This window comes from Marinobacter sp. L-80, from assembly GCF_056859395.1.
Genome location: NZ_JBSXOI010000077.1, coordinates 436,884 through 449,422 on the forward strand (window position 1 = coordinate 436,884; position 12,539 = coordinate 449,422).

Here is a 12,539-nt window from a genome sequence, read left to right on the forward strand (position 1 = left end):
AAGAAAAGTTCTTCTGACCCCAATTTCATCTGACCCCGAGTTCGTGCACTCCGTCATGGAAGACGAGGCAGCACCGCGATAGGGTTCCAACATAAACCAAAACTGTCACAAGGACGTGATGCTATGCCCAGAACTATCAGATTCTGCCCTCCCGGCGTACCCCAACACATTATCCAAAGGGGGAATAACCGTCAGCCAACCTTCAAAGGTCGAGTGGATTTCGCTTTTTATTGCCGCTTGATGGAGCAATATTCCGAAGAACATGGTGTCGCCCTTCATGGCTGGGTTCTGATGACAAACCATGTGCATCTGCTAGCGACACCCTCAAAAGAGAACGGCATATCGGCCTTTATGCAGTCACTCGGTCGTCGATACGTACGCTACTTTAACCGTCGACACGACAGAACAGGTGGCCTGTGGGAAGGTCGGTTCCGATCATGCCTCATTGATTCCGAAAATTACCTGCTCGGCTGTCAGCGCTATATCGAGATGAATCCGGTTAGCGCTAGAATGGTCGCCAATCCCGAGGATTACTGGTGGTCGAGTTACCAGTGCCATGCGCTCGGGAAAACCAGCGAAATGCACACACCTCACCCACTATACCTGGCCCTTGGCAAAGATTCGCATGAGCGAAGGCACAGATACCTAAAACTCTTCGCCCGGCCTATGCCCGATTACCTCAAAGACGAGATCCGCAAAGCCGCCAGAAGCGGAAAGACGCTGGGCTCTGCAAAGTTCAAAAGCGAACTTCAAGCAAGGTGCAGCATTGTCGACTGAGAACCAGGATCAATTTGGGGTCAGATGAAAACGGGGTCAGAAGAATTTTTCTTCTGACCCCGTTTTCATCTGACCCCAAGTTCCATTAACCTCCGGGCTTTTAGGCAGAAGCGCTCCATGCTCATATCCCACACGCACCTCACCCAGATTTATGGTGAAACCGTTGTTCAACGGGGGCGCCAGTATTTTAATGAAGGTCGGGTCGATGCTTTCAGTAGTCAGTTCGAGGGCATGAGCATACGCTTGCTGACAGGCACAGTTGCCGGCAGTGAGCGGCGGCCCTATCAAACCCGGGTCTGGATCGACCCTCATTATCCCTTCGACCTGCGCACACAATGCAGCTGCCCGGTTCAATTCTTCTGCAAACATTCAGTAGCAGTGTTGCTTGCCGCGAATTTCAGGCTTGAAGCGGAAAGTCAGAATCACCTGCAGAACGTTCGGGCGCAGGAGCAAACGAAGCGTTGGTTTGCCAAGGTTCGCGACCGGACCGACAAGGCGAACGTCGCGTCGTCAGAATGCCTGGTCTACGTACTCAAACCACCACGGGCGTTTGAAGCTCTTTCCGTGTCTGTGAGAAAAGCCAGGCCCCGAAAAGACGGTAGCCTTGGACGCGGCAATCCTTGCTCGCCATGGCACCGCGCCCAGCTGGATTACGAGCGGCCAAAATATTTGCGCAAATCCGACATAGCGCCTCTCACCTGGATCTCAGCGTTTTCGTCCGGGTATTATTCAGAACCGAAAATCGAGGATTACACCGGCGCAAGCTTTCTGGATGCTGTGATCGAAACTGGACGTCTTTTCTGGGAATCAACCGAAAATCCACCCCTCACTCGCGGTGGCCCCCTGCGCGCCACCTTTGAATGGATGGCACTGCCGAATAATCACTGGCAGCTGGCATTGTCTTCGCTTCCAGACAGCATTGTTCTGGCGCCTACCGATCCGCCCTGGTACATCGACACACTCAATCATAGCGCAGGCATAGTTAATACCGGCACAGATACGGCTACCTTTGAGCTTTTAATGACATGTCCGCCGTTGACCAATGCACATATTGAAGAGCTCTTACCTGAATTGACCCCATTGATGCAGGAACTTGCAATACCTCTGCCGGAAGACCTAGTGCTTCCTGAAATCATTACGACCACACCGAAACCGGTCCTACAGCTGTATTCAACGGTACTCCCCGGCCATCAGGAACTAAAGGCCGCCCGGCTGGCTTTCATCTATGGCGATCACCGAATCCACTACACCGATAAAGGTGAGACTGTCCGGCTGGAAAGCAGCCAGGGCCCTGTCCTTATCATCCGGGATGAGGAGGCCGAACTCGAGCTCGCAGGCAACCTTGATCAGTTCATCTACATCTCCATACATGCCAGGGACTGGCAAGATCCGCCCCCCGCTCATAGCCTGATGGACTTCACCTTGCCTTCACAACGGGATTGGCTCAGTTTTCTGGCCTACGAGCTGCCGATGCTTGAAGCCAGCGGCTGGCTCATTGAGGTCGACGAATCCTTCGATCTGGCAGTGATCGAACCGGATCAATGGTATGGCCTCACCCAACAGACGGATGAGCCAGGGTGGTTTGATGTCGAGTTAGGCATTGAGTATGAGGGCCGGACCATCAACCTGATTCCCCTGCTTTCCTCGGCTCTTGAGCGACTGAAGCGGGAAAGTGAGTACGACACCGAGGGCGCATTAATACTGCCTGAGCACCTGTGGCTGCATGACGATGAACGTCTTATCCGGGTGCACTCCGACCGCGTTCGCCCCATGATCGAAACCCTGTTCACCCTCTACGGAAAACCGGATGTTGAAGGCCGCCTCAGGCTGTCGCGGCTAGACAGCGCCCAACTGCTCGGCCGCACCCGGGCCGAATGGGAGAACAGCGAAGAGCTCGAAGCCCTGGGCAAAAGACTGACAGGATTCACCGGCCTTGAACAAATCAGACCAGCACAGGAACTTAACGCACAACTGCGCCCCTATCAGCAAACAGGGCTGAACTGGCTGCAGTTCCTTGGTCACAACGGACTCGGCGGCGTGCTGGCGGACGACATGGGGCTTGGCAAAACCCTGCAAACGCTGGCAAGCGTTCAGGTCGAAAAGGCTGCGGGACGCCTGAAAAGACCGGCCCTGATTGTCTGCCCGACCAGCGTTATACAGAACTGGCAGGGTGAAACCAGAAAATTCACCCCGGAGCTTCGCGTGCTGACTCTCCATGGCGCAAATAGAAAATCACTGTTTGCACAAATCGAAGAAAAAGATCTAATCATAACAAGCTACCCGCTGCTCACCCGCGACATCGAACAGCACAAAGCCAATCTATACAGCCAGATTTTCTTCGACGAAGCCCAGAATCTGAAAAACCACCAGACCGCCGTCGCCAGAGCTGCCCGTAAACTCAGAGCCAACAACCGCTTTGCGCTGACGGGTACGCCCATGGAAAATCACCTGGGCGAACTCTGGGCGTTGTTTGACCTGGTATTACCCGGATATCTCGGTAGCCACGATGAGTTCCGGCAAAATTTCCGCAAGCCCATTGAAGAACACGGCGCTATCGAACAACAGGCCCTGCTCACACGTCGTGTAAAACCCTTTCTGTTACGCAGGACAAAAGAGCAGGTTACGCCGGAGTTGCCAGAAAAAACCGAAATCATCAAGCCCGTCGAGCTCAACCGGGCCCAGCGGGATCTCTATGAAACCGTGCGTGCAAGCATGGATAAACGCATTCGCAAACTGATGGCCGATAAAGGCGCGGCACGCAGCCAGATCGAAATTCTCGACGCCTTGCTCAAACTTCGGCAAATCTGTTGCCACCCCCGCCTGCTGACTCATTCAACAGAGGGCCAGTCGGCAAAACTGGACTACCTGATGGAAATGCTTGCGGAACTGATCGATGAGGGTCGACGAATCATCGTCTTTTCCCAGTTCACCTCCATGCTGGCGCTTATCGAGGACGAACTCAACAAACGCGGCACTTCTTACGCCAAACTGACCGGCCAAACCAAAAACCGGAAAAAACCAGTTGAAGAATTCCAGAGGGGTGAAAAACCGCTGTTCCTGATCAGCTTGAAAGCCGGCGGCACGGGCCTGAACCTGACCGCTGCAGACTGTGTGATCCACTACGATCCCTGGTGGAATCCGGCCGTAGAAAACCAGGCCACCGACCGCGCCTGGCGCATTGGACAGGACAAACCAGTATTCGTATACCGACTGATCTGTGAAGGCACCGTCGAGGAAAAAATCCAAAACCTCCAACAACGCAAGAGCCAGCTAGCGAACAGCCTCTACGGAAACAAAGAGGCTCTATCCACCGCCCTCACCTCCGACGAGATTGCCACCCTGTTCGAAAAAATGTGAAGTCGGGGTCAGAAGAACTTTTCTTCTGACCCCATTTTTTTAAAAATCTTCTTGCTTGCATATAAGCCCGCCCACCCTCAAAATATGACCTATTAAAAGGTCTTTGGAGAGAGTTATGACTAATCAAATCTATTCTGAAGTAACCGCAAGCATTTCAGAGTTCAAAAAGAATCCGATGGCGGCCGTGCATTCGGGAGAGGGGTTCCCTATCGTCGTTCTGAACCGGAACAAGCCGGCATTCTACTGTGTTCCAGCTGAAATCTACGAAGCCATGCTTGACCGACTTGACGACCAAGAGATGGTAGCAATTGTGAAAGAGAGACTTGCAGAGCCAAGTATTCGAGTCAATCTCAATGAGCTTTAAGTATTCGCTTGCATTCAAACCATCAGCTCTAAAGGAATGGAAGAAGCTCGCTCCGGCAATTCGAGATCAGTTCAAGAAAAAGCTTACGAAACGCCTTGATGAACCTCATGTTCCATCTGACGCTCTGTCGGGGCTGCAAGGTTGCTACAAAATCAAGTTAAAGAGTGTTGGATATCGTTTGGTCTACCAAGTTGAGGACGGCGAGGTTTTAGTGACGGTTGTGGCCGTGGGGCGGCGGGAACGCGGTGATGTGTACAGCAAGGCGAAAGATCGAGCGTAAATTTTGATAACGCATGTTGGAAACGAACGAAAGTTACCTACTTTATTCTGATCCCACACGTAGAACCCATGAAGTGAACTCGGACCTGATATGACTGCCGCTGAAGACACCTGCTGGTCAGTGCCGCCGAACAAAAGCAAAGCCCTGATGATTGCGCAAAGAGAGGTTTCTGTTTTTGTGTATGACGCCGTTCGTCTGGAGGGAATTAACTTTACGCTGCCGGAAATACAAACGTTGCTGCAGGGCATTACGGTGGGCGGCCACAAATTAAGCGATCAGCAGATAGCTATCAACCAGAGTGAAACCTGGAAAGCCCTGTTTCAAATGATCCGGGAAAGTCAGTTCCAGTTGACGAAAGAATGCGCTGAAAGCCTGCATGCCATTGCTGCGAAAGAAGAGGCGCTGGAATGGGGATGCTTCCGTTCAGGGTCCGTGCTTATCGCAGGCACCGATTATGAACCTCCCGCCGCTGGCGAGCTTCCCCGACTTTATGAAGAAATGGTCCAGAGCCTGAATGATATTGAGGACATCTATGATCAGGCCATTCATCTCTTCCTCACCATGGCCCGATGCCAGTTCTTCTATGATGTAAACAAACGGATGGGCCGCTTCATGATGAATGGCCATTTATTGAACAACGGATATCCTGCTATCAATATCCCCGCCTCAAGACAGCTTGAGTTTAACGAGTTGATGCTGGAGTTTTATGCAATCGGTGATGAAACGGCCATGAATCGCTTTGTGCGCAGCTGCCTCAGCGAAAAAGTCATCCGCATCATGAAGGAGTGAAATCGAGGTCAGATGAAAATGGGGTCAGAAGAAAAATTCTTCTGACCCCATTTTCATCTGCCCCCAACTTAAGCGCTTAGTCCTGCTGCCAGCTCTGCACAGCTTCCTTACCATGCTTCTGACGCCACTCGTTCAACGTCTTGTGATTGCCACCACGGGTCTTGACCACTTCCCCGGTGTGCGGATTCTTGTAAGTCTTCATCGGGCGCTTCGGCCGGCTGCCAGCGGTTGTGTCAGCCTTTGCCCCAGACACTGAGGGATCAATTGCAGAAAGAATCTGAAGAACATCCTTCGGTGACTTGTCATACTCCTTCATCAATGCGCGAACCTTGTTTTCAAACTCCAGTTCACCTTTCAGAGCCTGGTCTTCTTCAAGCTGTTCCAGCTCTGCAGCAAGCTTTTCCATAAGCTGTTTTTTCTGGTAGTAATCGTTAATCTTTGCCATGGAATTAAAACCTTCTTAAAATAGGAGTTTTAACAAATTAAGTGGAGTTGACTAAAAGTCAGGCACAATAATAATAAAAAAAATGTTGTCTGGCAAAATTATTTATTTACGAGCCCTTAATAAAAAGCCAATCAACTTGACCGGCTTTTAAAAACTCTCTTTATAAAAATGTATTTACAACCTGGATCTGCTTCGCCCCCTTGAGCCCCTATTCATAGGAGCCTAATACCGACGCGCTTCACATGATCCAGCAACGCTTTATTCTCCACCTGATGCTTCAAAGCAAGATCAACTTTCCAAGGCATCAGCAGGTCATCAATTTCTGCTTCAATCTGATTGAATTCCTGCCACGAAATTTCGGGGGCAATAAGCATTAAATCGATATCGGAATTGGCGCGAAAATTACCTTTTGCCCGGGAGCCGTACAGAACCACACCTTGCACTGCGGCGTGGTTCTTGAAAATACGCTTTAGATTCTCAAGCGCGTAGTCAGGTAGGCCAACTGACCGACCCGCTGCTGAAGATTCAGCCAATACCATGCTTTCCCGCCTGTTCTTGCATTCGATCCCGAAAAGCAGTGAAGAGTGGATGGTAAAGTCCAAGGATATTCTTCAATATTTCACGAGCGGTTTCTTCGTTGTAGGTATGCGAAGTGCGGTTCCGGTCCTTCAGCATCTGCATCCACTGTTCGCCCTGATCAACAAGGCCATTGGCAAAGGCCTCCCGGATTGCATCTCTGGAGCCCGTGATTCCCGAATTACCCTGCCACCGGAAATAGTCACGAATAACATTCCACGCCAACTCATAGGTGTACTCAAACGCCTGAATTACACCCTGCTTCTCAAGCTCTGAAAGCTCCCGGGCCTGGCTCAAAGCGACGGCCTCATCCAACTGCCGGTAGGCTTTTTCAAAGTTGCTGAGGCGCTGTAGCCATCTGATATCTTCGTCACCCATCTCTTATTATCCCGCCGATGTCTCAATATTAAGCCTAGCATATCGAGCTTATCTTGAGCCCAACCGTTTAACCTGGGGTCAGATGAAAATGGGGTCAGAAGAAAATTTCTTCTGACCCCACATTTACAATCTCAGGTCTGCCTCACCCAACGGCAAAACACCCTTCAGATCAAACAGGACGCCATTATCTTTCAAATAAGCACGCAACTCTTTCGACGATTTAGCGGCATATTCACGATGAGGCACAGCCAGAAACAGCGCATCGTAGTCACCGGCTTTCGGAGCCTCCACCAGTGAAATCCCATATTCATGCTCGGCTTCCGTATTATCCGCCCAGCAGTCTGTCACATCCACGGAACAGCCGAAATCCTGCAATTCACGGATAACATCAATCACCCGGGTGTTCCGCAAATCCGGGCAGTTTTCCTTGAAGGTCAGCCCCATCACCAACACTTTTGACGATGCCACGGTATGCCCGGTTTTAATCATTGCTTTAACCAGCTCGGCCGCCGCATACGGGCCCATATTGTCGTTTACCCGCCGGCCAGACAGAATAATCTCCGGGTGATAACCAATAGCCTGGGCCTTGTGGGTCAGATAATACGGATCCACACCAATACAGTGGCCACCAACCAGGCCGGGCTTAAACGGCAGAAAATTCCATTTGGTTCCCGCTGCCGCCAGTACTTCATGGGTATCAATTTTCAGGCGCGAGAAAATCATCGAAAGCTCGTTCATCAGCGCGATATTCAAATCACGCTGGGTATTTTCGATAACCTTCGCCGCTTCGGCCACTTTAATGGAACTGGCTTTATGGGTGCCGGCGGTAATAACACTGGCATAAAGCGCATCCACTTCATCGGCAATATCCGGAGTGGAGCCTGAGGTAACCTTTATAATGCTGGTTACCCGATGCTCTTTATCGCCCGGATTGATTCGTTCAGGACTGTAGCCAGCAAAGAAATCCTTGTTAAACGTAAGGCCGGAGACTTTCTCCAATACCGGAACACAAACTTCTTCCGTGGCGCCGGGATATACCGTGGATTCGTAAATCACGATATCGCCCTGCTTCAGAACCTGCCCAACCGTTTCACTGGCTTTTACCAGAGGCGTTAAGTCCGGCGTTTTGAACTCATCAATAGGGGTGGGCACAGTCACAATGTAAATCTGGCAATCGCGAATGCCTTCAAGATCATCGGTAAAAGACAAACCAGGCGCCGCAGCCAATTCTTCCCGGGAAACCTCACGGGTAAAATCAACGCCATCGTTCAGCTCGGCAATCCGCTTTTTGCTGATATCAAAGCCGACAATCTCACGCTTTTCGCCAAAGGCCGCGGCAAGAGGCAGCCCCACGTAACCAAGACCAATAACTGCAATCTTCTTCATTTGAAATCCTTTGCGAGGAAGCTCAATACGGCGACCATACGCCCTACTCTGATGGAATAATTATGTCTGTACCAGCCAGGGATTGAAAACACCTTTTATGATGCATCCGGGCCAGGTAATCCACGGCATTTGGATGGCCTTCGATCGAGCGGCCAGCGGCGAATAACTGCACTACACAGAGATATGCCCTCACCAAAATCATCGTTGATTCACATCCGGCAGATCGGCAAAACCTTCGGCTACGGCCTGCTCTAGCTCCGATGCAATGTCGGATTGCGCCAGCACCGGAAATTCCTTCATCAATTTGCCACTGACCCGGCCATGCTGGCGTATCGCCCGGATCATCCGATCAATGTGCTCATCGGGGCCTTCAACCCAATCCTTGATCGCCTCGCGGGTGCGATACCACGCCCGCTGAAAGGCGGCCTGATGGTGCATCTCGTGCTCCAACGTATGCCGAATGATCGCGAACAGATATTCCGTATGTTCGGTCAAGTCTGGATAGCTCCAGACAGGTGCTGCCTCCTCATAGGCATTAAAAACAAAGTCCGATTCAATACCATCTGCGTAGGCCACGCGTTCCTGGGTGAAATCGACCGCATCACGGTAAGCCGACATCAATGGCCGGGAGTAACGTTCAAGAATTCGATCATAGTCGGCCCGCCTGACCGCCGAGGACGTTATCGCCGCTGAAACCGGCAAAATAAAAGGCTCAGGCACCACGCCGTCGCGGCGAAGAGTATCATTCACCAGAAAACGGGAGATTCGTCCATTACCATCAGCCAGCGGATGAATGAAGACGAACCCGAAACTTGCCACAGCAGCGCGAACCACTGCATCCCCCGGATCGGTTTGCGCCAGAAAACGCTGCAATCCCTCCAGCATGCCTGGCAACCACTCCCAGTGCGGGCAGACGTAATGAACAACTGCACCGTAATCGATCGAACTACTCCCAACAAACACAGGCGATTGCCGAAGGCCCGTCCGGATCGTGGTGGTTCCCAGGATAGCTGACTGAAACTCACTCAGGGCGTCATCATCAAGGGGGGAATCCAGCCGGCCACAATACTGTTCCATGGCGGTGGCAAAACGGCGTATGCGATCCTGATGCTGCCCTTCGTGCTCGATCGCGAAACTGGCACGGCTCTCTTTAATAGTCAGCCACACTGCACTGCGACGCAAAATATCCGGTCCAAACTCCCCTTCCATCGCTAAAAGCCTGTCAGCGATTCCATATTGACGGGCTTCCAACACTGAAGTCGTGCGACGAACAAGGGGGCAGAATTCAGGGGTTCCCGGCAGGTTGTCATTAATCCGCCAGCGGCGGTTACGACACCCCCCGTTAGCCGCCGTAACATACAATTCGGGATCCAGCGCATCACGATAGTTGCCACCGACACCCTCCACTGCCAGAGTCTTGCCGGTTAGCCATTCGTAGAGAAAACCAGCACGCCGGGCATACTGGCCGGTAGGTTCAGAGCGTATCCAGTCAGCAAGCGCCTCTGCGGGCAATGCCCCAAACAACCTTGCCAGAAACTCCAGCGCCACCCCTTCGTGTTTTAAAGCGAAGGTCAGGTGCGCGCCCAGCGTGCCTTGCGGGCGCATCGCCTCTGTGTAGTATTCCAGGCGGCGGCCGGCCTGGTCGTAGGTTTGGCGCCTACGCCCGATACGGCTCTCCAGCGGCAGCGGCTGGATTGCCTGCACGTCGTAACGTGCTGCCAACCATGCATAGCCAATTTCATCACCCGCCATCGTGCTCAAAATGATTATCCTGCCAAAAAAACGATTAAAACTGCCAGCTTTTCAGAAAAAACAATTCTAGCAGGTGCCGGTCACGATATATATCTGGCAATGGCGTCCCAGTAGGGCTTCAGATCCCGGTATATCCGGGGGAATTCCGCCGCCAGAGAAGAATCGACGACAATTTCCAGAGATCCCTGGTGAAGGAGGGGTCTGCCCTCCCATGAAAAAACCCGGCCTGGTCATAACACCACCCGCTTTACCACAGCCTTTGGAAACGAAAAATTAACCAACAGACCAAGCTCTTTCCCTGTGGCTTTGAGGTAGTTGATTAACTGCGGCTCCGCCGATATCGGCATTTGCTTCTGGGCTTTAAGTTCGATGATGACGGCGTTCTCGACCAAAAGATCGACCCGGTGTTCGGCAATGGGCTCGCCTTTGTGATCTGCTCCCAGATGCCGGTATACCTCATACACACAGCCGGTAATACGGTAGCAAAGCTCTTTTTCCTTGAGCATCTTATATCCTTATTTTTAAGAACATTTTTGCCACTAAATCCACGAAAGAACACGAAAGGGAAAGACAAGGAAGCCCTGACTTTTAATCAGTCAGTCTTTGTTCGTGTTCTTTCGTGGATTTAGTGGCAAAAATCTTTATCTTTTCCATGTCAGGCCGCGTGATCACGTTTTGGGTGGGTTTGGTCGCCTTGGCCAGCCAGCAACCCCTGGATACTGATATCCTCATCCAACGAATCCCAGTGAATACCATGAACACTCAGTTCAAAGTCATCCCTGGCTTTTTGTTCCGCGTGCAGCAGACGCGGGAACCAGGCCAGCGGGGCACCAATTGTTCGACCATCCGAGAGAATGACCCAAAGATTATCTTCATCAAACCAGACTTTTTCAGGCGAAGTAGTCATGCCAAGCATCCTCAAACCGTTGTCGGTTCTGTTCTGTTACTTCCAACAATACCCGAATCGTGCGCGCATCAAAACCTCGCTACGCCGGGATCAGCACTTGGGAGCCAGGCAACACCCGTTGAAGCCTTACCTGAAATGCCGCCTTCGCATCCTCATCCCCATGCACCACCCGAATTTCCGTAGGTGCTCCAGGAATACCTTCAACAAACCGAAGCAAATCACTCTGCCCAGCATGGGCCGAATAGCCGCCAACCAGATGAATCCGGGCCCGGATATCATAGCGGTCACCATCAAGCTCCACCCAACCACCGCGAGGCCCATAAGTGAGGATATCCCGCCCCGGCGTGCCCGCAGCCTGGTAGCCCACAAACAGGACATCGTTCCGCTTTTCCCCAAGCATTGCCTTCAGATAATTCACCACACGGCCACCGGCGCACATACCGGAGCCGGCCAGAACCACACAAGGGCGGTGGGAACGGGCAAGGTAATCCACAGCATTCAGGTGGTCTTCATGGGAGTTGATAACCGTGAGTTGCTCGAAAGAAAGCGGATGCCGGCCCTGGCGCACCAAGTCTGTGGCCTCAGCGTCCCAGTAGGGCTTCAGGTCTCGATAGATTCGGGTGAATTCCGCCGCCAGCGGCGAATCCACAACAATTTCGAGGTTGCTCCAGAGCTCACCACCAAACTCATGAATCAGGCCCTCAATCTCATAAAGCAACTCCTGCGTGCGCCCAATACTGAATGCTGGCACCAACACCGTGCCGCCATCTTCCAGGGCGTGCTCGAGCACCGCCTTCAATCGATAGCGCCGCGTTTCCCGATCCTCATGGTCCTTATCCCCATATGTACTCTCAATCACCAGCCGGTCCGCCCGCTCCGGGGATTGGGGCGCCGGCAGCAACGGAGCATGGGGCGCGCCGAGGTCGCCACTGAACACAACCCGTTCTTTAGATTCGCCCGCACGTGCATCACACTCAACATAGGCCGAGCCCAGTATATGCCCAGCCCTCTGCAACCGAACCGACAGCGAACAATCACCCTCAGCAAACACCGAATGCCACTGGCCATAAGGCACCGGCACCAGGCGGGAACGGATCAGTCCCAGAACCCTATCAATCAGTTGCCGGTCGCGGGTGAAACCGATTTTCAGGGCATCTTCCAGTATCTCCGGCAGCATAATGGCTGAAGGCTCGGAACAAATAATGGGCCCATCGAAACCCGCAGCCAGCAAATAGGGAATGCGCCCCACGTGGTCGATATGCACGTGGGTGACCACCAGAGCCCGGATATGATCAATGGGAAAATCAATGGAGAGATCAGAGGCAGAAGCGCCGGGGCCCTCGTCCTGGCCCTGGAACAGGCCGCAGTCTATAAGGATGCCGCTTTTTTGGGTTCCTTGATCAAGGGTAAGTTCGTGGCAGGAGCCAGTTACGCCAGAGGTGGCGCCGTGGTGAGATATTGAAATCATGCTTGAACGTCCTTGTTGATAATTCTTAGCCCGGCCCGAGTCCCCTGCCAAGTCTTCTAT

At 52.3% G+C, this 12,539-nt stretch carries 13 protein-coding genes; 5 read left to right on the forward strand and 8 right to left on the reverse strand.

Translation table 11 applies throughout. The annotated features are described in order from the left end of the window. Nucleotides 1-123: 123 nt before the first annotated feature. The 5 genes from AC13E3_RS21640 (at nucleotide 124) to AC13E3_RS21660 (ending at nucleotide 5,567) form a co-directional block, all read left to right on the forward strand. A complete protein-coding gene (locus tag AC13E3_RS21640; RefSeq protein ID WP_405420631.1) occupies nucleotides 124-777 on the forward strand; it encodes a transposase in 654 nt (217 codons plus the stop codon). A gap of 117 nt (nucleotides 778-894) precedes the next feature. After that, complete coding sequence (locus AC13E3_RS21645; RefSeq protein WP_405420634.1) at nucleotides 895-4,134, forward strand: DEAD/DEAH box helicase; 3,240 nt, start codon at nucleotides 895-897, stop codon at nucleotides 4,132-4,134. A gap of 115 nt (nucleotides 4,135-4,249) precedes the next feature. Further along, nucleotides 4,250-4,498, forward strand: a complete 249-nt coding sequence (locus AC13E3_RS21650; RefSeq protein WP_405420636.1) for a type II toxin-antitoxin system Phd/YefM family antitoxin — start codon at nucleotides 4,250-4,252, stop codon at nucleotides 4,496-4,498. Further along, entirely contained in the window at nucleotides 4,488-4,778 is a 291-nt protein-coding gene (locus AC13E3_RS21655) for a type II toxin-antitoxin system RelE family toxin (RefSeq protein WP_405420639.1), read from the forward strand. The genes AC13E3_RS21650 and AC13E3_RS21655 overlap by 11 nt, the downstream gene beginning before the upstream one ends. Nucleotides 4,779-4,868: 90 nt before the next feature. Then, complete coding sequence (locus AC13E3_RS21660) at nucleotides 4,869-5,567, forward strand: Fic family protein (RefSeq protein ID WP_482902509.1); 699 nt, start codon at nucleotides 4,869-4,871, stop codon at nucleotides 5,565-5,567. A gap of 76 nt (nucleotides 5,568-5,643) precedes the next feature. On the opposite strand, the gene AC13E3_RS21665 is transcribed toward AC13E3_RS21660, so the two are convergent. The 8 genes from AC13E3_RS21665 to AC13E3_RS21700 all read right to left on the reverse strand — a co-directional run bounded on the left by AC13E3_RS21665 (nucleotide 5,644) and on the right by AC13E3_RS21700 (nucleotide 12,479). Further along, on the reverse strand, nucleotides 5,644-6,012 hold the full coding sequence (locus AC13E3_RS21665; protein WP_405420644.1) for a histone-like nucleoid-structuring protein, MvaT/MvaU family: 369 nt from the start codon (nucleotides 6,010-6,012) through the stop codon (nucleotides 5,644-5,646). A gap of 212 nt (nucleotides 6,013-6,224) precedes the next feature. After that, nucleotides 6,225-6,551, reverse strand: coding sequence for a nucleotidyltransferase family protein (locus tag AC13E3_RS21670; RefSeq protein ID WP_405420647.1), 327 nt, complete (start codon nucleotides 6,549-6,551; stop codon nucleotides 6,225-6,227). Next, nucleotides 6,538-6,966: a nucleotidyltransferase substrate binding protein gene (locus tag AC13E3_RS21675; RefSeq protein ID WP_405420650.1), complete on the reverse strand. Its 429-nt coding sequence runs from the start codon at nucleotides 6,964-6,966 to the stop codon at nucleotides 6,538-6,540. The genes AC13E3_RS21670 and AC13E3_RS21675 overlap by 14 nt, the downstream gene beginning before the upstream one ends. Before the next feature lie 123 nt (nucleotides 6,967-7,089). After that, complete coding sequence (gene tviB, locus AC13E3_RS21680) at nucleotides 7,090-8,352, reverse strand: Vi polysaccharide biosynthesis UDP-N-acetylglucosamine C-6 dehydrogenase TviB (protein ID WP_482902510.1); 1,263 nt, start codon at nucleotides 8,350-8,352, stop codon at nucleotides 7,090-7,092. A gap of 198 nt (nucleotides 8,353-8,550) precedes the next feature. Beyond that, complete coding sequence (locus AC13E3_RS21685; protein WP_273157729.1) at nucleotides 8,551-10,104, reverse strand: Fic family protein; 1,554 nt, start codon at nucleotides 10,102-10,104, stop codon at nucleotides 8,551-8,553. Between the two features lie 230 nt (nucleotides 10,105-10,334). After that, on the reverse strand, nucleotides 10,335-10,610 hold the full coding sequence (locus AC13E3_RS21690) for a GxxExxY protein (RefSeq protein ID WP_075267575.1): 276 nt from the start codon (nucleotides 10,608-10,610) through the stop codon (nucleotides 10,335-10,337). A 149-nt stretch (nucleotides 10,611-10,759) separates the two neighbouring features. Further along, on the reverse strand, nucleotides 10,760-11,011 hold the full coding sequence (locus tag AC13E3_RS21695) for a DUF2442 domain-containing protein (RefSeq protein ID WP_053112596.1): 252 nt from the start codon (nucleotides 11,009-11,011) through the stop codon (nucleotides 10,760-10,762). A gap of 79 nt (nucleotides 11,012-11,090) precedes the next feature. Continuing rightward, on the reverse strand, nucleotides 11,091-12,479 hold the full coding sequence (locus AC13E3_RS21700) for an MBL fold metallo-hydrolase RNA specificity domain-containing protein (RefSeq protein ID WP_482902511.1): 1,389 nt from the start codon (nucleotides 12,477-12,479) through the stop codon (nucleotides 11,091-11,093). Nucleotides 12,480-12,539: the final 60 nt, after the last annotated feature.